The organism is Brevibacterium salitolerans, assembly GCF_039531405.1.
Classification (GTDB): Bacteria; Actinomycetota; Actinomycetes; order Actinomycetales; family Brevibacteriaceae; genus Brevibacterium; species Brevibacterium salitolerans.
Genome location: NZ_BAAAPZ010000018.1, coordinates 108,550 through 126,489, shown reverse-complemented (window position 1 = coordinate 126,489; position 17,940 = coordinate 108,550). Strand labels below are relative to the sequence as shown.

The window sequence follows — 17,940 nt, the reverse complement described above, 5'->3', positions numbered from 1 at the left end:
GCGGCGCTGAGTATGACGGCGGCGCCGGTATCCACGCTCTGTGGGTGCCGGCGCCGCCGTTGTGTGTGAGCCCGCCGGTTCAGCTGGGACGGGTGGCGGGGGAGACCGTCTTCGCGGGGTCGCGTTCGGCCAGGGCGCCCACGGCCTCGTCGATCGCCGCGAGCACATCCGCCTCGAGCTTCACCCCTGCCGCCTCGGCATTGGACTCGATCTGCTCCGGGCGCGAGGCCCCCACGAGCGCCGAGGCCACGTTGTCGTTGGCGAGCACCCAGGCGATGGCCAGCTGCGCCATGGTCAGGCCCAGGTCTGCGGCGATGGGTTCGAGCTTCTCGATGGCCCGGAGGTTCTCCTCGGAGAGGAACTTCTCGATGGCGCGTGCGCCGCCGTGCTCATCCGTGGCGCGAGAGCCTGCGGGCAGCGGCTGCCCCGGCTTGTACTTGCCGGTGAGCGCGCCCTGGGCGATGGGCGACCACACGATCTGGCTCACGCCCAGCTCGCGGCTGACGGGCACCACCTCGGCCTCGATGACGCGCCAGAGCATGTTGTACTGCGGCTGGTTGGAGACCAGCTGGAAACCCAGCTCCTTCGCCAGTGCGTGACCGGCGCGGATCTGCTCCGCGGACCACTCGGAGACGCCGATGTAGAGGGCCTTGCCCTGGCGGACCACGTCCGCGAACGCCTGCATCGTCTCCTCGAGCGGCGTCTCGTGGTCGTAGCGGTGCGCCTGGTAGAGGTCCACGTAGTCCGTCTGCAGGCGGGACAGGGAGCCGTTGATCGACTCCATGATGTGCTTGCGGGAGAGGCCGGAGTCGTTGTGGCCCTTGGGGCCGGTGGGCCAGTAGACCTTGGTGAGGATCTCCATGGACTCCCGGCGCTCGCCGGCCAGCGCTTCGCCGAGGACGGACTCCGCGACGGTGTTGGCGTAGACATCAGCGGTGTCGAAGGTGGTGACGCCGGCGTCGAGGGCGGCGCGGACGCAGCGTGCCGCGGTCTCGTTCTCCACCTGCGAGCCGTGCGTGAGCCAGTTGCCGTATGTGACCTCGGAGACCTTGAGGCCGGAGTTGCCCAGATAGCGGAATTCCATGGGTGCTGCCTTTCCGCCGCGGGAGCCGCGGCTGTGTGAGGGCGTGCTGGGAACCAGCAGTCAGAATCGTCGAGCGCGTCCTGGTGCATCCAGAATCTCATGGCCCCAGTCGGCGGAGCGACTGCACCACCGTCGGGAGCCAGCCCGTCGGCGGAGCTCGGCCGGTCGGTGGTTCAGCCGGTCAAGAGGGCACGGCCCGCCGGTCAGCGGACCACGCGCAGCCGAGGCGGTGAGGCGGCCTCGGGCGCGGGTCCTCCGCTCGTGGAGCGGCCGGCGTCCCCGCCGTGTGCAGGGTCCCCGCCCGCCCGCGACGCCGTCAGCGCATGGCCGAGCGTGAGCCCGTGGACCTCCTCTGCTGCCACCCCCAGCGCTTCGCCGATCTCCTCCGTTCCCAGACCGTGCTTCTCACGCAGGCGGGTGAGGACGGTCGAGAACACCCGGGAGCGCTCGTGCGGGAGGCCGCCCGGCTCGCCGGTCCGGTAGCCGCGGGAGGCGAGTTCGCCGGCCGTCGTCCGGTAGGACCACTCCGTCAGCGCTCCGGTGGTCCGCAGCCGGTACGCCAGAGCGACGGCGGAGACGCGGAAGCGCCCCTTCGCCTCGAGGATCGATTCCACGGAGGGCTCGCGCCCCAGCACGGCGGAGATCTCCGCCGCCGGCAGCAGGAATGCGGAGGCGAAGTGGTCCGCCTCCCGCTCGATGTCCGTGATCGCGCCCTCCTCCGTGCCGGAGCTGGAGTGGAGCAGCAGATGGCCGAGCTCGTGGGCGAGATCGAAACGGGCGCGCTCCGCCGTCTTCTGCCGCGACAGGAAGACGAAGGGCGCCCCGCCGTCCCACACGCTGAAGGCGTCCACGTCTGAGGTGGAGCCGGGCAGCCCCAGGACGCGCACGCCCTTCGACTCCGCCAGCTGGATGAGGTTGGGTGCCGGCATGACGCCCAGGTCCCAGTGGGCGCGGATGGTGACGGCCGCGCTCTCCGGCTCCATGCCGCTCAGATCGGGCAGATCCAGCCGGGGGAGGCGGAACCTCTCCGTGATGAGGGAGTACAGCTCCGTCCCGGTCCGGCCCGCGGCGACGGCGGAGTGGAGGACGCGCGCCGAGGTCCGCCGCCGGGCGCGGAAGAAGGCGCGGTCCTCGTCGAGGGGCTCCACCTCCTCGCGGGAGAAGTAGCCGGGGCGGAATCCGGTGGCCTCCGCGAGAGCGGGGGCGAGGCGTTCCGGCGCTCCGGCGGTCTCGTAGTTCGTGAGGGAGCGCGGCCCCACCCCCAGCTTCTGCGCGAGCGCCGCCTTGGTGAGTCCGGCGCGGGTGCGGGCGAGGGCGATGCGGGTGGGTTCGAGTCTCACGCGATCTCGTCGATGTCGAAGGCGACGTCGTCCTCGTCGTGACGGCGCGGGTTCATGGGCACCTCGAAGTCTGAGGTGTTCACCGGGGGTAGGAGGATGCGTCGCCGCCACCGGGAGAAGACCACGGCCTCGGGCTCGTCGTCGCTGCTGCCGGAGAGAAGGGGCAGGGAGAGCTCTGCACGGAACTCCGGGCTGTCCTCGAACCAGTGGTAGAGGAGGAACCAGGTGTGGGGTGTGGCGGCGTCCGCGGGTCCGGTCTCCGGGGTGAGCAGGGAGAGGCCGGTCTGGGCATTGCGGCGGACGGCGTCCACCGTGGCCGGGCCGCGGTGGTGGAAGGTGGAGGGCTCCACATCCGGTGAGACGCCGGTGGCATGGTTGCCGCGGACGGGCATGAGCGCGATGCGGCCGTCGGGGGAGACGACCTGCGGCGAGTTCCCCGGGTTCACGCGCTTCCACCCGCGTTCGCCGAGGGTGTGGCGCAGGTGCGCGACAGTCTCCGACCACAGCGTGAAGCCGGGAGCGGTGACCGGGTGGTCTGCGGTGATCCGTCCCGCCGCCCGCACTCCCGCGGCCACCGCCGAGGTGAGGTCCTCGGCCGTCAGGCCCATCGCCTCGAGCGCGGCGACGGTCTGCCGGTCCGTGGTGCATCGGGCATCTGCAAGCTGCTCGGGGATCATGGGAGCTCCTTCCGCTGCCCTCAGTCTAGTGTGCAAAACCGGAAAATGCACCGCCGTGGAGGGCGGTACATCTTCCTGCGCTGCGTGTGCGGGTAGGCCGGGCGGATGTGCGGCTGCGGCCTCAGACCTTGTCGCGCGCCTGCACGTGGCCGGCCTCCCTGGCGCAGTGCGAGCAGCAGAAGGTGGAGTCCTCGGACTCCACCCCGTGACCCAGGATGATGCACTCGCAGTGGGCGCAGCGCGGTGCCATCGCGTGGATCGCACACTCGAAGCTGTCGAAGGTCTTCGACTGCCCGGCCCGCGTGAGGGTGAAGGACTTCTCGTAGTCGTTTCCGCAGGTGTCGCAGACTGCCATGTCTCCTCCTGTGCTCTGCTGGACGAACGCATACGCGGGCGTGCATATGCGCCCCCTCAGGGTGGGATATGCCGACTGATTTTTCAAGACACCTTGCTTCTGTGAGAGCATCGTCCCGCGGCCAGCGCTTCGGTGGGGCTTCAGGCCGCGCCGGTCTCCTGCATGAACCGCCAGGCATCCGCGACGATCTCCTCGAGGCCCAGCTCCGGCTGCCAGCCCAGCAGTTCCTGCGCGCGGTGGTTGGAGGCGACGAGCGAGGTGGGGTCGCCCGGCCGCCGGTCCTCCTCGACCGCGGGGATGGGATGGCCGGTGACGGTGCGGCAGGCCTCGAGCACCTGGCGGACGGTGAAGCCGTTGCCGGTGCCCAGGTTGACGATCCGGTGCGTGCTCGCTTCCGAGGTGTCCAAGGCGAGGAGGTGCGCCCGGCCCAGGTCCACGACGTGAAGGTAATCGCGCAGCGCGGTGCCGTCAGTGGTGTCATAGTCCGTGCCGAAGATCCGGCAGGAGTCGGAGCTGCCGGCGGCGACCCTGAGCAGGTTGGGGATGAGATGGGTCTCCGGGGAGTGCTTCTCACCGAAGGGTCCGCGGGCTCCTCCCACATTGAAGTATCGCAGAGAGGTCGCCGCCAGGCCGTGCGCGCGGCTGTAGGAGCTGAGCATGTGGTCGACCGCGAGTTTGGACGCGCCGTAGGCGTTCACCGGGTTCGCCGGAGTCTGCTCCGTGATGGGGGAGGCCTCGGGCTCGCCGTAGGTCGCGGCGGTGGAGGAGAAGATGATCCGGGGTACGCCCGCCTCGCGGAGGGCCTCCAGCAGGGAGAAGGTGCCGGCGACGTTGTTCTCCCAGTACAGCTCCGGGGATGACACGGACTCGCCCACCAGCGATTTCGCGGCGAAGTGCAGCACGCCCTCGTACCCGCGCCCGAGGACGTGGTCCCGGCTGTCGTGGATGCGCGCCTGGACGAACTCCGCACCCTCCGGGACGGCCTCCCGGTGCCCGGTGGAGAGGTCGTCGAGGACGGTGACCTCATGGCCGGCGTCCAGGAGCTGGGAGGTGACGACGGAGCCGATGTAGCCGGCGCCTCCGGTGACGAGAAGCTTCATGGTGGGATCCTCTTACGCGTGGACGGTGGTCGGAGAGCCTGTGCGGCGAACCCGCTCAGCGTAGCGAGCACGGAGGTTCCCGCGCATGTTTCCGCGCCCGCGAGGGCTGGGACTGTCCTGTGCGTCGGTAACATGAGCGCCACATCGGTGCAGGGAATGCAGGGAGGGCGCGGCGTGGAGGATCTGTCTCTGAGCACGCTGATCTGGCTGCGGATGGCCCGCTTCGTCCAGAACAGCAACCAGATCTCCAACAGCCACCTCCGCCGGTTCGGCCTCACCGTCGCCCAGTTCGAGGCGCTCGCCCACATCCGGAACTTCCAGCCCATCACCCAGTCGGAGCTCGCCCGGGGCCTCACCGTTAGCGACGGCGGAGTCTCGAGGATGCTCTCCCGGCTGGAGCGTGAGGGCCTGATCGTCCGCGAGCCGGACTGGAAGACGAAGCACATCTCCCTCACCGAGGCCGGCCGTGACCTCCTCGAGCGAGCCTTCCCCTCCCAGCTCCGGCAGCAGGCGGCGCTCTTCGACGATGTCCTCGACGAAGAGGAACAGCGCCAGCTGCACCGGCTGATGAAGAAGCTCTACGAGCACAGCCGCGTCCGCCGGGTCGCGGTGGAGAGCGGCGAGGCATCCCCGGAGGACGCAGCGGGTTCCTGAGCCTCTCGGATCACTGAGGAATAGTTCTCGCGATCTGTCAGTTGACATGGCAAATGAGAGTTGTGGGGTCGCCCCCGGGCGGTCTCCCGTCACTGAGAGGGACCATGAGCGAGAGCCTGATGAAGAGCGCTGGAATCGACCCCGGCAAGGGGCTGCAGTTCGGTATGTACAGCCTCGGTGATCATCTGCCCGATCCGAGCGACGGCTCCCGCGTGGGCCCGGGCGAGCGCATCCGCGAGTTCGTCGGCTACGCGAAGGCGGCGGAAGAGGCCGGCTTCGACTTCTTCGGTCTGGGGGAGAGCCACCAGGAGTACTTCGCCTCGCAGGCCCATGCCGTCATCCTCGGTGCCATCGCGCAGGCCACGTCCTCCATCCGCATCGGCAGCACCTCGACCATCCTCAGCACCTCGGATCCGGTGCGGGTGTTCGAGAACTTCGCCACGATCGACCACCTCTCCGGAGGCCGCGCCGAGCTCGTGGCTGGCCGCGCCTCCCGCATCGGTCTCTTCGAACTCCTCGGCTACGACCTGCGCGACTACGAAGAGCTCTTCGAGGAGAAGTTCGAGCTGCTGCTGAAGATCAGTGAGGAGCAGCGGGTCACCTGGCGGGGGCAGTTCCGGGCGCCCCTCAATGACGCCGAGGTGCTCCCTCGCCCTGCGCAGGACCCCCTACCGATCTGGCGCGCGGTGGGCGGCGCCCCGGCGAGCGCGGTCAAGGCCGGCCTCGCCGGGGTGCCGATGATGATGGCGCACCTGGGAGGGACCACCTCGTCATTCAGGCCCACCGTCGAGGCCTACCGCGAGGCGGCGCGGCACCGAGGGTTCGATCCCGCTTCCCTTCCGCTCTCGACGGTCGGATTCCTCTACACGGCTCCCACCTCGCAGGAGGCGCTGCGTGAGCTCTACCCGCACATCAACGAGGGGATGAAGCGGACCAACGGGCAGGGCATGCCCAAGCAGCTCTTCGCCCAAAGCGTGGATCCGGCGAGCATCGTGAACATCGGCAGTCCGCAGCAGATCGTGGAGAAGATCCTCCACCAGCACGAGGTCTTCGGTCACCAGCGCTACCTCGGGCAGATCGACTTCGGCGGCATGCCCTACGCGAGGGTGATGAAGCAGATCGAGACGATCGGCTCGGAGATCATCCCGGCCGTGAAGAAGTACACCGCGAAGGAGGCGGCCTGAGTGAGACTCGTCGTCCTCTCCGGTTCGAACGTCGGGACGAAGACGCGCACCGTCATGGACTGCGCGGCCCGGGCGGTCATGGCCCAGGACCCGTCCGTGGACGTCACGCTCATCGACCTCGCCGAGGCGGACATGGTCTTCAGCGACGGCCGGAACTTCACCGAGTACACCGGGGACACGGGGCGGGTGACGGCAGCCGTCATGGACGCCGATGCGTTGATCATCGGCACGCCGATCTTCCAGGCCTCGATCCCCGCGACGCTGAAGAACCTCTTCGACCTGCTGCCGCCCGGGGCATTCCGCGACAAGGTGGTGGCAGTGGCGGCGACGGCGGGATCCGCCAAGCACTACCTCATCCCGCAGCAGCACCTCCTGCCGATCCTCACGTACATGAAGGCCCAGGTGGTCTCGCCCTACGTCTTCGTGGAGGAGAAGGATCTGCACCGGAACCAGATCGTCAGTGAGGACGTCATCCAGCGCATCGACCGCCTCGTCGAGGACACCCTCGTGCTCACCCGCACCTACTCCCAGATCCGGGAGGAGAAGGAGGCCGCGTACGGGTTCTGAGGGGTGCGAGTTCCGCTGAGGCAGCCGCCGCACGGGGCCGGTCGCTAGACTGACCGCTCCACTGCCCTGCGCTGTGAGCGCAGCGCATGCTCGGTGCGATCGTGGGAGCCATCGCGCCCATCCCGTGTCTCCCTGACATCGCTCTCCTGGGGCTGGGTGTGGCAGGGCTGCTCTTCGGCGTGGTTGCCGTGCTCCAGGAATGGGTGGGTCTGCGACGCAGATTCCGTGACTCGGAGCTGGTTGAGCGCAATCCGGTGTTCACCGGGCCGCGTCCCGTGGATCGGGATCTTCCGGACAGCAGTCCGCATGCAAGGGGAACGAGGCTCCACAGCCGGGACCTCAATCGGCAGATGCTGTCAGGGAAGACGTGGAGCGCACGCATGCGGGCATAGGGCTACAGGCTGCCGCAGCGGTTGCGGGAAACCGCTCCCTACATCCTCCGGAAGACGACGGACGGATCCATGCCTTTCAACGGCCCCTGCGTACGCATGCTCGGCGACCTGCGGGAGGACGGCAGTCACATCACCCCCTTTCAGCCTGCCGGCTTCTTCGACCACCTGTGCTCCAACGAGCTCATGCGATGGGAGATCGCACCGGACGGGCAGTCATGGGGCGTCCGCCGGGAGTACCTGTACGACGGGGACTGAGGCCTCAATCCGCTGGCCAGCAGGGAGCTCGCGAACGTCGTGGGCGTCTCCGCGCTGGCAGTGTTCAGCGGCGGGCAGGTCCTCATCGTCCGGCAGAGTCCCGACAATCACTCAAGCAGGGGGCTCCTCGCTCCTTCCGGTTCCGACAGCCTCGAACTCCGCGACTTCATGGGCTCAGAGGGTGCGGACTGCGATCTGCAGTCCTTTGTGCTCAATGGGGCGAATCGCGAGTTCCTTGAGGAGACCGGCGTTCCCCGGGAACAGATCAGCCGCTCGCTGCTGCTGGGGTTCGGCCGTTGGCTGGAGCGAGGCGCAAAGCCGGAGTTCTTCGGCCTCACCCTGCTGCGCTCCACTGCTGACGAGACGGACCGGCTGCGGTCCAGGGTTGCCGGGGATGAGGCGATCTATACGCGAAGCTCATTCTGGTGCCCTCTGGGCTCGCTGTTCGATGAGACGTGTGAGCACATCCCACTTATGAGTGTGCCGCTGGCCTTCAGCCTTCAGCTGCTGCAGGAGGCCATGGAGCCGAATCCTGCAGTTCTCAGTTCGCCCTGAGGTGCATCGCCGAGCACGGACAGGCGAGACCGGGTTCGTGGAGGTCGAGGCCGGTACGCATCCGGGCAGGTGGAGAGACGCAGGCGTATGTGTGGTCCAGACAAGAGGATGTGGCACCCTACTAGGCATGTCTGCTCAGCGTTCTCCGTCCGCCCAGGGCTCCCCGTCTGCTCGGCGCAGGGGGATCGTCCCCACAGTCTCCTCTGCCGCGGAGCGCGTGGGAACGATGTCCCGCAAGGTCGCCGAACTTGCAGCGGACCGGCTGGCCGCACCCAAGGTCACCCGTTCGCTGGCGCCGCGGCGGGACGACCGGTTCACGGTGGTCGTGCACTTCGCAGGGGATGCGGCCTCGGCCTACCAGCTGGAGCAGTGGCTGTGGCCGCTCGAACAGCTGGCACAGCAGACCTCGGTGGGGATCCTGTGCCGTGGCGCGCGGACTGCGGAGCGGATCGCCCGGCTCACGGATCTGCCCGTGCGGTTTGGGCGATGGATGGCGCAGGTGGACGCGCTGCTGGGCAATGACACTGTGCGCTGCGTCCTCTACGTCAATCAGGCCACGCAGAACTTCCAGGCCCTCGACTATGCGCGGCCTGCGCACGTGCATCTCTCCCACGGGGAGAGCGAGAAGTCCTCGATGGTCTCCAACAAGCTGAAGGGCTACGACTATGTGCTGACCGCCGGACAGGCGGCACGGGACAGGCTGATGACGCAGCTCATCGGGTTCGGGCCGGAGAAGATGATCGACGTGGGCCGGCCGCAGCTCGACGCTCCCGCGCCCGTCCCCCAAGAGTGGCAGGACCACCTTGCGGGCAGTCCGGTGAAGCGCGGACCGGTCGTCTTCTGGGCGCCCACGTGGGAGGGCGATTCTCCGGCGATGGCCTACGGCACGCTGCCGGAATCCGGTCCGCGCATCGTCCGAGCCCTCGCGGAGGCGGATGCCCGCATCATCTACCGGCCGCACCCTCGCACCGGCTACCTGCAGAAGTCGTTCAAGGAGGCGGACGAGGAGATCCGCACGGCGGTGCGTGAGGCAGGGGGCTTCGTCGATTCGACGCCGCGCGTGGGCTGGCAGTTCCAGGCCGCAGACGGGTGCATCGCGGAGATGTCGTCCGTGGCCTTCGACTGGCTGACGACCCGTAAGCCCCTCGTCCTCATCCGGCCCTCGGATCCCCGGGCGACGGTTCAGGCAGGCGGCCTCTTCGACCGGGTGCCCTCGTTCGATGCCGCCGAGGCGGGGGCTGCCGCGATGCGGACGGCGCTCGTCGATCTCGCCGCGGGAACGGCCGAGGTCGCCGGCCGCTATCTGGGGGACACCGCACCCGGACGGCAGATTGAGAGATTCATCGGTGCGGTCCTTGCGGTGGCTGAGGAGCGCGAGAGACGGCTCACTTCGGATTGAAGCGATGTGAACGCGGGGATAACATGAGTGAGCCCATCTGTGAACTGAATGGAACCACCTATGCGTCGCGTCATCACCTACGGTACTTTCGATCTGCTCCACTACGGTCACATCCGCCTGCTGCAGCGGTGCAAGGCGCAGGGCGACTATCTCGTGGTGGCGCTCTCCACGGATGAATTCAACGAGGGCAAGGGCAAGAAGTGCTACTTCCCCTACGCGGACCGCAAGAACATGCTCGAGGCGATCAGGTACGTGGACCTCGTGATCCCGGAGGAGAACTGGGAGCAGAAGACCACTGACATGGAGAAGTACCACATCGACACCTTCGTGATGGGCGACGACTGGACCGGTGAGTTCGACTTCCTCAAGGACCAGGTGGAGGTCGTCTACCTTCCGCGGACCCCTGAGATCTCCACGACGCAGATCAAGAACGACCTCGGCTCCCGGACCGCCTGAACCGGCCGCAGGGCACGGTGGGCGCAGAGAAGGGGCTGAGAGCGGTGGCAGTGGGCAGGACGGCACCTACTCTGGAGGAGCTGAGGGCGGTTGCGCAGCCTCCCGAGGTGAGGTCGCGCAAGAACGCCGAGCACTGGACCGCTGAACTCTATCTGCGGCACATCTCCATCTACTTCACCGCGCTCCTGGTGAGGACGCCCATCACCGCCAACGGCGTGACCGGCCTCATGATTCTCTCCGGCTGGGCCATCGCCGCAGCACTCTTCATCCCGGGGATCTGGGGGGCCCTGCTGGCACTCTTCTTCTCCCAGCTGCAGCTGTACTTCGACTGCTGTGACGGTGAGGTGGCACGCTGGCGCGGCACCAGGTCGGCCAAGGGCGTCTTCCTCGACAAGGTGGGTCACTACACCACGGAGGGCGCTGTGGCGGTGGCGCTCGGCTTCCGCGCCGTGGGCGATCTGACGCAGCTGCGCACGGATCCCGGGAGCGCGTATCCCTACGTGGTCGCGGGGCTGGCACTGGGCTGGTTCGTCCTGCTGAACAAGGCGCTCAACGACATGGTCCATGTGGCCCGTGCCTTCAACGGGCTGGACAAGCTGCCGGACACGGCACAGGCCACGGCGATCTCCGTAGGAGCGCTGGCCAAGGCGAAGGCCATCGCCCGCTTCGTTCCCTTCCACCGGATCTATCACTCCGTGGAGATGTCGATCCTCGCGGTGCTGGCCGCGGTGGTGGGATTGGTGCCTGACATCGGCATCTCCGCGGACCGGTTCCTCATCCTCGCGCTGGTGCCTCTGTGTGCGCTCTCCACAGCCGGGCACTTCCTTGCGATCATGGCGTCGAGGAGGCTCGGATGAGTCCGCGTCGTCGCCGCTCCGCGGACCCCAGCGGCTCCCGCACGCGCCTGCTGGCCGATGGCCCTTCACCCGGAGGCGAACCGGAGGGCACACTGCCGGATTCCATGCTGATCGAGCACGGGGCCGGCGGTCACGCAGACGAGGATCGCCTGCGCCGGGACGCCCATGTCCTCCGTGATGCGGAGACTGCGGAGTCCGCGCAGGCGTTCGAGGTCGTGCCGTCCGTGGACGGCGAGGCCCTGCCGGTGCGCGGCGTCGGGAAGCGTGCATCCACATCGCCGGCCGTCACTGAGGCCTCCGCGGGAACTCCCTACACCTTCGGCGTCGTGGTTCTCACCCAGGGCAAGCGCCCGGAGGATCTGGACCGAGGGTTCCGTTCGCTGCTCGCGCAGCGAGGCGTGGAGCTCGACGTCATCTGCGTGGGCAACGGCTGGGAACCCGTCGGCATGCCCGACGGAGTGCGCACCCTGGCGCTTCCGGAGAACCTGGGCATTCCTGCCGGCAGGAACGAAGGTGTGCCGCACGTGCGCGGTGAGTTCCTCTTCTTCCTCGACGACGACGCGTGGCTGCCCGACGACACGACCCTTCTCCGTATGGCGCAGATGATGCGGGCGAAGCCGGAGATCGGACTGATCCAGCCGCAGGTGACGGATCCGAGCAGGGACGATGCGCCGCTTCGGTGGATACCGCGCCTGCGGAAGGGGTCCCCGGAGCATTCCTCGACGGTCTTCTCCGTCTGGGAGGGGGCGATCTGCCTGCAGCGGAGGGCGTTCGACGAGTCCGGCGGCTGGCCGGCGCCGTTCTGGTACGCGCACGAGGGCATCGAACTCGCCTGGCGGGTGTGGGACGCCGGTTACCAGGTCTGGTACCGGGGGGACATCCAGGTCGCCCACCCGGTGATCGACCCCAAGCGCCACGACGAGTACTTCTACATGAACGCGCGCAACCGCGTGTGGCTCGCGCGGAGGAATCTGCCGTTCCCCATCAGCTGGGCCTACGTGGGCTCGTGGACCCTTGTGCAGTGCCTGCGGTGGGCGAAGAAGCCGCAGCAGCTCCGCGCATGGTTCACCGGCTGGAGGGACGGCTGGCGTCTGGATCCGTGGAGTGCTGACGAGGAACAGAAGAAGCTCTCCGGGCGGGGGCTGCTTGCCATGACGCGGCACGGGCGCCCGCCTGTTGTCTGAGTGTGACGCGGTCAGCGGCCTAGACATTCTTCTTTCGCCGTACAGATGGGACAGAATGGCCCCATGAGCATCGACTTGGAGATCGCACAGGCAGCGTCGCTGAAGCGGATCACGGAGATCGCGGAGTCCGTCGGAGTGCCCACGGAGGATCTCGTCCCCTACGGCTGGACGAAGGCGAAGGTCCCGCTCCCCGTTCTCGAACGGATCGAGCAGGAACGCACTCCCGGTCGGCTCGTCCTCGTCACGGCGATGAGCCCCACTCCGGCGGGTGAAGGCAAGACCACCACCAGCATCGGCCTCGCGGACGGCCTCAACGAACGCAACAGGCGGCGCGCGGCGGCCGGCGAGCCCGCCACGGGCAACGCGGTCCTCGCGCTCCGTGAGCCCAGCCTCGGCCCGGTGTTCGGGATGAAGGGCGGCGCCGCGGGCGGCGGATACGCGCAGGTGGTGCCCATGGAGGACATCAACCTCCACTTCACCGGGGACTTCAACGCCATCGCCCTGGCCAACAACCTCGCCGCTGCGATGCTGGACAACCACATCCACCACGGCAATTCCCTTGACGTGGACGTGCGCCGCATCCACATCAAGCGGGTCGTCGACCTCAATGACCGCGCGCTGCGGGGGACCACGATCGGCCTGGGCGGGCTGAACGGGGGAGTGCCGCGGGAGGACGGCTTCGACATCGTCGTCGCCAGTGAGGTGATGGCCATCTTCTGTCTCGCCACCAGTCTTGCGGACCTGCGCGAACGGCTCTCGCGCATCGTCCTCGCGCACACCCGCGACCGGAAGCCGGTGACGGTCGCGGACATCGGCGCGGCGGGCGCCATGACCGCGCTGCTCCGCGACGCCCTCGCCCCCAACCTCGTCCAGACCCTCGAGCACACCCCGGCATTCATCCACGGCGGGCCGTTCGCCAACATCGCCCATGGCTGCAACAGCGTCCTCGCCACGCGTGCGGCGATGGCACTGGGCGACTGGGCGGTGACGGAGGCCGGCTTCGGTGCTGATCTGGGTGCGGAGAAGTTCCTCGACATCAAGACCCAGTCGGCCGGCATCTGGCCGGACGTCGTCTGCGTCGTCGCGACCGTGCGGGCGCTCAAGTACCACGGCGGGGTGGAGAAGGCGGATCTGGAGACGGAGAACGTCGAGGCGATGCTCGCCGGCATGGCGAACCTCGAGCACCACCTCACCGTTCTGCGGGAGGTCTACGGGCTCACCCCGGTCGTGAGCCTCAACCGCTTCCCCAGCGACACGGACGCCGAGGTGGCGGCCGCGGTCGCGCATCTCCGCGAGTTCGGGGTGCGAGCGGTCCCTGCCGAGCACTGGGCGCACGGCGGTGAAGGCGCTCTCGACCTTGCCGATGCCGTCATCGCCGCGGCCGCCGAACGCGAGTCCGGTTCCGGAGAGGACAGGACGCCCCGGCGCTCCTACGAGCTCAGCGACAGCCCGGAGGAGAAGCTGCGGAAGATCGCCTCCCGGATCTACCGGGCAGGCGGAGTGGACATCCCTTCCTCCGTCGCCGCGAAGCTCCGGCGGTTCGTCGCGGAGGGCTACGGGGAGCTGCCCGTGTGCGTGGCGAAGACCCAGTACTCGCTGAGCTCGGATCCTTCGCTGCGCGGTGCACCGGAGGGCCACACGCTCACGGTGCGCGATGTCCGCCTCTCCGCCGGAGCGGGGTTCATCGTCGCGATCTGCGGTGACATCATGACGATGCCGGGCCTGCCCGCCTCGCCGTCCGCAGAGCGGATCGACGTCGACGCCGAGGGACAGATCACCGGGCTGTTCTGAGGACCTGATCCCTAAGAAGAACTCCCGCCCTCCGAAATATGTAAGAATCGACGGAAGACGCCTGCGCGGCTGGTGGGAACCAGGGAATCCCCCGATTCTAGAAGAATACTAATGATTGCGTAAGAGAGGTTCGCATATGCTGTTGGCAGACGGAAGCATTCCAATGCGCTGGTGGGGGTACGAGCGAAACTTTGGCGATCTGCTCGGTCCATGGCTGGTATCCCGAATGACAGACAAGCCGATTCGATGGGTTCCGAGCTACGAACCACACTATCTAACTATAGGCTCCATCGTGGGGCATGCGACGCCTGCCAGCGTCCTTTGGGGTACAGGATCATTCGGCACGGAAGCAAAATCCGAGATGGCGCCGGGTGCTCGCTATCTTGCAGTACGCGGACCATTGACCCGTGCGCGACTTGAGATGTTCAAGCAACCCTGCCCAAAAGTATACGGCGATCCCGCACTGCTTGTGGCGCGCTATTATCCCCGCACCATAGAACCCAGTTACGAGCTCGGGGTAGTGTTGCGCTGGTCAGAAACGGCGCGAAAGAAGAGCTTTGACGTGGAAGGCGTCAAGCTGATAGAGCTGAAGACCGATGACGTCGAAGGCACCCTCGATGACATGCTTGCATGTAAGCGCATCATCTCCACGTCGCTTCATGGACTTATCCTGGCAGATGCATACGGTATCCCCAACTCATGGTTGATTGCTGATACCGGCTGGGGTAAGGAGTATAAGTTCTGGGATTATCTTACTTCTGTCAGGAAAGAGCGAGAGCCTGACGACTTTGACATCGTTGATCAAGGAATGACGATTGACCAGCTCATCGAGAGATCGGCATTTGACGCACGAGATATTCAACTCGATCTTGACATGCTCTATGCCGCGAATCCTTTCACGGGTGAGTCCGAGACGATATCTGCAGCGGAAGAGCTGGCGATTCAGGGCTCAAGAGATATGAAAGAAGGTGGTGAGGTCAATTACTCTTCTGCCGTGCCGCGCTACGCAAAATGACTTCTCTTTCGGCAATTTTGCGTTCAGGGTCGGTCTCATTCCGAAAGCTGTGAGCGAATGAAGCCCGTGAGAACGTGCGACCAGCATTCCAGCAGCAGGTTGCCGAGGTTTTCGTGTATCTCTCTCATGCGTGGCAGCGTTTGGTGTTGTTCTTCCGGTCCTGATGGTGATGTTGCATTTGCTGTTGCGGCGAATGGCAGGAGCGCTGATTCCAATATAGCCACCGTAGAGTGATGGGGTGGATTATTATATCAGATACAGCGGTCGCTGACCGATTCCAGTTCAGCAGACCGGCCTGAAGTGAAGAGATCTGGCGAACGCCAAACAACGCACAGATGCATTTTGCTCGTGCGCCCAGATAGAAAAGGCATAACCTGCTTGCTCCTGGCAAACATGGCGCATGGGGATATCAAAGGGTAAAGTGCAGTTGAATGAAAGATGGTTCGTTTCTGGCGAATCCCGCAGTGAACATTGTGTAAAGCACCAGGAGCGTTCTTGCTGAACACCAGTGGTACTCAGAACCATTGCTGTAGGAAACGCTCCTGACGTCTCCACTCCACTGCGACGGCGCCTAGTGTGGCCGCCTAACTCAAGTGACCAGGCCCTCCTGGCCCGGCTACCGGTAGGGTTGAACGGTATATCTGTGCTCTCGCTGCCGGACTGATTGATGCACTCTGTCCGGCAGCGAGAGCACGTTCAAAGTCCCAGGTTCATGGCACGGGCTTCCATGCTGCTGATGAACAGACCTCCACACCCGTTTCGATGTCCCTCAGAAGGGGGTCCCACGCTTCTCAGGCGGCGAGTGCGAGCCGTCCAAGCTTCTTCCAGAAGTGGCTCAGATTCCCATACAGCACCACTTCGTCGAACCGAGCGTTTCCGAGCAGGCGCGAGTACTCGCGCTTATAGATCTCATCGTAGAGATCTGTGTCCTCTCGCGATCGTTCCTTTGCCGACCGCAGACGTGCGCTCTGCTCTGCAGATGTCATACCCATCTCATAGTCATCTCTCGCCACCACCGCGATCGCGGTTCCGAGTTCTTGGAGGACTGTTTTCACTCCGGGAGACTTAATAGCTGACCTGGCAATGACCAGGGTGATGTATTCGTGACGAGCCAGAGCCCGCTCGCGCAGTTGGTTGAGGAAGGGCTCCAACGCTTCGCTCCTTGCCAGACGACCACCCCAGAACGCGACTCTCGGCTTGTCTTGTCCGATCGGAATCTCGTGCGGAATGCTGTCGTTCTCAAAGAACCATCGGGCCGCGCGTGCAGACGCATGGCCGTCCTCATGGGGGCAGAAACGTGCTTGAGCCGCACGGTAGCGGGTCGATTGGGAGATATTTCCGCTTATCGCAGATCGAGTGAGAGCGGCGAGACTGACGGCGTCGAAGGCGACCTCTCCCGGGAGCTCGTCAGGCTCCAGGGCGAGACCACGGGCCTTCTTGTAAGTATTGTAGTCGTACATATAATGGATGATTGGGCGACCCGTCACCAGAAAGTCGAAGAAGATGCTCGAATAGTCGGTGATAAGAACATCGGAGATTGAGAGAATCTCGTTCGTATTGGCATTCGGTGGCGGAATGAAAATGCCAGGGAAAGCGCGCTCCCGAATCCTGCGGGCCATGATGTGATGTCCCAGGAATACGATGTTGGCGTTCATCCGGCGGAGGGTGAGGAGATCCTTGTCCAACTGCTCGATCTGCTTTTCCGCCGATTTTCCTTCACCCCGCCACGTTGGCGCGTAGAGGACCGTTTTCTTCTGAGGGTCTGTGCCCAGCCGGCTCCTCAGCGAGTCTTTGGCTGCTTCGGAAGCGTTGAGCGTGGCGTCAATGCGAGGATATCCGGTCTCACCCAGCCTGCCGGTAAAAGATCCGCGGATGGAGAAGCGATCGACGAGAACATCGGTCATGAAGCTGCAGGGGGATATTACGTGCGTCGCTTGCAGCATGTTGGTGACGCTCAGCGATGCACCTAAGGGGTTGCTGTGGCTGCGTCCCAGCCACTTATATCCGATTCCGTGCCAGGTATTCATGTATTTCTGATCCGGCTTGCGCACAAAGTATTTGGGCAAAACCGAGTTTCCAATGATGTGCTTAGCGGACGCGAGTAGGTACATGTACTCGCGCGAGTGTCTCTTGACGAATACGACGTCATTGCGTTCTGCCATTTCGTCAGGGACGAGTTCTCCTGCACTGCAGGACCAGACATGAAGCTTGTGCGCAGCAGGCGGTGTGTTGTCAACTGCATGCTTGAATACCGAGAAAGGATTATCCATTACCCGTGCGCCTGACATGCTTTCGTAGAATACTATTTCGGCGCGGGTATGAGTGGATTTGCTATATTCTGCGTATAGATGATTTCTTTCCTCCTCGTCTGTGATTCGGGCGCTCCAGAAGTCTTTGTGCTGAGTTCCCATATCCTGAAATAGCTCTGTCAGGAGTTGTTTCTGCGGTGTGCCTAAACCAGTTGGCGAGGACGGTGTCGGGAGCTGGCGTGCATCTGTCATTTTTTAGTCCTTTGTCGCTGTGGGAGCGCAGCGAAGTCGGCGTGTGTCGTTCCTACTGCTACGGGTTACGTCTCAATAGTAGCGAGAGCGGCACAAGATCCGCGAGGTCGCCGGTGCCGGACCGCGTTGCGGCACGTGCCGGGTTGTCGTGGTGGCCTTGATACCGCGGTCGGGGAAGCATCTGGTCGTCCGCCCCAAGAATCCCACCGCGGTGTCTCTGCACTCGTCACGGAGGATCTCGGGGTGCGTCGCGGGCAGCCATTGAGGATGTATCGAATGCGTCAGTAGCTCCGCGAGCCCGTGGTTCAGTATCTCCGAAGACGGTTGCCAGCCTGGTCCTTTCGCGTCGTCCGTGCACGAGTCGGCCGCCCTTGGCGGTGCCGCCTTGGTTCTCGACGCTCTTCGGCGTAGGCGTCTCGTAGCCAATCTGCACTGTGCCGACCGCGCAGCGGTGCCATCGCAGGTGATGCCTGTTCGGAGACAGTCCCCGGTGTGGGGAATCACCGGGACGTCGCAATGCTCTGTCTTCCCCGGAAGCCGGGCTGTTGCCGCCGCCGACCTGCGGTCCGCTCGT

The 17,940-nt window shown here is 65.5% G+C and carries 17 protein-coding genes; 11 read left to right on the top strand and 6 right to left on the bottom strand.

The features are described from left to right. Nucleotides 1–79: 79 nt before the first annotated feature. The 5 genes from ABD240_RS15480 to galE all read right to left on the bottom strand — a co-directional run bounded on the left by ABD240_RS15480 (nucleotide 80) and on the right by galE (nucleotide 4,556). On the bottom strand, nucleotides 80–1,084 hold the full coding sequence (locus ABD240_RS15480) for an aldo/keto reductase family protein (RefSeq protein WP_344338316.1): 1,005 nt from the start codon (nucleotides 1,082–1,084) through the stop codon (nucleotides 80–82). 203 nt (nucleotides 1,085–1,287) lie between these two features. Beyond that, nucleotides 1,288–2,424: an ImmA/IrrE family metallo-endopeptidase gene (locus ABD240_RS15475; protein ID WP_344338314.1), complete on the bottom strand. Its 1,137-nt coding sequence runs from the start codon at nucleotides 2,422–2,424 to the stop codon at nucleotides 1,288–1,290. Further along, complete coding sequence (locus ABD240_RS15470) at nucleotides 2,421–3,101, bottom strand: hypothetical protein (RefSeq protein WP_344338312.1); 681 nt, start codon at nucleotides 3,099–3,101, stop codon at nucleotides 2,421–2,423. Before ABD240_RS15470 ends, ABD240_RS15475 begins: the two co-directional genes overlap by 4 nt. Nucleotides 3,102–3,222: 121 nt before the next feature. Further along, on the bottom strand, nucleotides 3,223–3,456 hold the full coding sequence (locus ABD240_RS15465; protein WP_291795553.1) for a hypothetical protein: 234 nt from the start codon (nucleotides 3,454–3,456) through the stop codon (nucleotides 3,223–3,225). A 140-nt stretch (nucleotides 3,457–3,596) separates the two neighbouring features. Then, the gene (galE, locus tag ABD240_RS15460) at nucleotides 3,597–4,556 is read right to left on the bottom strand and encodes a UDP-glucose 4-epimerase GalE (RefSeq protein ID WP_344338310.1); all 960 of its coding nucleotides are present in this window, start codon (nucleotides 4,554–4,556) and stop codon (nucleotides 3,597–3,599) included. A 174-nt stretch (nucleotides 4,557–4,730) separates the two neighbouring features. On the opposite strand from galE, the gene ABD240_RS15455 reads away from it, so the two are divergent. From ABD240_RS15455 to ABD240_RS15405, 11 genes are all read left to right on the top strand, one after another. Then, nucleotides 4,731–5,210 (top strand): MarR family winged helix-turn-helix transcriptional regulator, encoded by a 480-nt coding sequence (locus ABD240_RS15455; protein WP_344338309.1) that lies wholly within the window; start codon nucleotides 4,731–4,733, stop codon nucleotides 5,208–5,210. Between the two features lie 104 nt (nucleotides 5,211–5,314). Continuing rightward, nucleotides 5,315–6,394, top strand: a complete 1,080-nt coding sequence (locus ABD240_RS15450; protein ID WP_291795544.1) for an LLM class flavin-dependent oxidoreductase — start codon at nucleotides 5,315–5,317, stop codon at nucleotides 6,392–6,394. Then, on the top strand, nucleotides 6,395–6,961 hold the full coding sequence (locus ABD240_RS15445) for an NADPH-dependent FMN reductase (protein ID WP_344338306.1): 567 nt from the start codon (nucleotides 6,395–6,397) through the stop codon (nucleotides 6,959–6,961). Between the two features lie 461 nt (nucleotides 6,962–7,422). Then, entirely contained in the window at nucleotides 7,423–7,608 is a 186-nt protein-coding gene (locus ABD240_RS15440; RefSeq protein ID WP_344338305.1) for a hypothetical protein, read from the top strand. Nucleotides 7,609–7,647: 39 nt separating this feature from the next. Then, nucleotides 7,648–8,163 (top strand): NUDIX hydrolase, encoded by a 516-nt coding sequence (locus ABD240_RS15435; protein ID WP_344338303.1) that lies wholly within the window; start codon nucleotides 7,648–7,650, stop codon nucleotides 8,161–8,163. Nucleotides 8,164–8,290: 127 nt separating this feature from the next. After that, a complete protein-coding gene (locus tag ABD240_RS15430; RefSeq protein ID WP_344338300.1) occupies nucleotides 8,291–9,562 on the top strand; it encodes a CDP-glycerol glycerophosphotransferase family protein in 1,272 nt (423 codons plus the stop codon). A gap of 60 nt (nucleotides 9,563–9,622) precedes the next feature. After that, nucleotides 9,623–10,018 (top strand): glycerol-3-phosphate cytidylyltransferase, encoded by a 396-nt coding sequence (gene tagD, locus ABD240_RS15425; protein WP_291795531.1) that lies wholly within the window; start codon nucleotides 9,623–9,625, stop codon nucleotides 10,016–10,018. A gap of 107 nt (nucleotides 10,019–10,125) precedes the next feature. Next, nucleotides 10,126–10,875 carry a CDP-alcohol phosphatidyltransferase family protein gene (locus tag ABD240_RS15420; protein WP_291795528.1) on the top strand — a complete coding sequence of 250 codons (750 nt, stop codon included), beginning with the start codon at nucleotides 10,126–10,128 and terminating at the stop codon, nucleotides 10,873–10,875. Further along, complete coding sequence (locus ABD240_RS15415) at nucleotides 10,872–12,059, top strand: glycosyltransferase family 2 protein (RefSeq protein ID WP_344338297.1); 1,188 nt, start codon at nucleotides 10,872–10,874, stop codon at nucleotides 12,057–12,059. Before ABD240_RS15420 ends, ABD240_RS15415 begins: the two co-directional genes overlap by 4 nt. A 63-nt stretch (nucleotides 12,060–12,122) precedes the next feature. Further along, nucleotides 12,123–13,850, top strand: coding sequence for a formate--tetrahydrofolate ligase (locus tag ABD240_RS15410; protein WP_344338295.1), 1,728 nt, complete (start codon nucleotides 12,123–12,125; stop codon nucleotides 13,848–13,850). 136 nt (nucleotides 13,851–13,986) lie between these two features. After that, the gene (locus ABD240_RS15405; RefSeq protein ID WP_344338293.1) at nucleotides 13,987–14,865 is read left to right on the top strand and encodes a polysaccharide pyruvyl transferase family protein; all 879 of its coding nucleotides are present in this window, start codon (nucleotides 13,987–13,989) and stop codon (nucleotides 14,863–14,865) included. Nucleotides 14,866–15,656: 791 nt separating this feature from the next. On the opposite strand, the gene ABD240_RS15400 is transcribed toward ABD240_RS15405, so the two are convergent. Further along, nucleotides 15,657–17,366, bottom strand: coding sequence for a CDP-glycerol glycerophosphotransferase family protein (locus ABD240_RS15400; protein ID WP_344338291.1), 1,710 nt, complete (start codon nucleotides 17,364–17,366; stop codon nucleotides 15,657–15,659). Nucleotides 17,367–17,940 lie beyond the last annotated feature (574 nt).

Bases quoted from the DNA above. Each gene is read 5' to 3' on its own strand.
- ABD240_RS15480 (WP_344338316.1), bottom strand. From the start codon at position 1,084: ATGGAATTCCGCTATCTGGGCAACTCCGGCCTCAAGGTCTCCGAGGTC.
- galE (WP_344338310.1), bottom strand. From the start codon at position 4,556: ATGAAGCTTCTCGTCACCGGAGGCGCCGGCTACATCGGCTCCGTCGTC.
- ABD240_RS15430 (WP_344338300.1), top strand. From the start codon at position 8,291: ATGTCTGCTCAGCGTTCTCCGTCCGCCCAGGGCTCCCCGTCTGCTCGG.
- ABD240_RS15400 (WP_344338291.1), bottom strand. From the start codon at position 17,366: ATGACAGATGCACGCCAGCTCCCGACACCGTCCTCGCCAACTGGTTTA.
- tagD (WP_291795531.1), top strand. From the start codon at position 9,623: ATGCGTCGCGTCATCACCTACGGTACTTTCGATCTGCTCCACTACGGT.
- ABD240_RS15470 (WP_344338312.1), bottom strand. From the start codon at position 3,101: ATGATCCCCGAGCAGCTTGCAGATGCCCGATGCACCACGGACCGGCAG.
- ABD240_RS15450 (WP_291795544.1), top strand. From the start codon at position 5,315: ATGAGCGAGAGCCTGATGAAGAGCGCTGGAATCGACCCCGGCAAGGGG.
- ABD240_RS15410 (WP_344338295.1), top strand. From the start codon at position 12,123: ATGAGCATCGACTTGGAGATCGCACAGGCAGCGTCGCTGAAGCGGATC.
- ABD240_RS15415 (WP_344338297.1), top strand. From the start codon at position 10,872: ATGAGTCCGCGTCGTCGCCGCTCCGCGGACCCCAGCGGCTCCCGCACG.
- ABD240_RS15465 (WP_291795553.1), bottom strand. From the start codon at position 3,456: ATGGCAGTCTGCGACACCTGCGGAAACGACTACGAGAAGTCCTTCACC.
- ABD240_RS15405 (WP_344338293.1), top strand. From the start codon at position 13,987: ATGCTGTTGGCAGACGGAAGCATTCCAATGCGCTGGTGGGGGTACGAG.
- ABD240_RS15440 (WP_344338305.1), top strand. From the start codon at position 7,423: ATGCCTTTCAACGGCCCCTGCGTACGCATGCTCGGCGACCTGCGGGAG.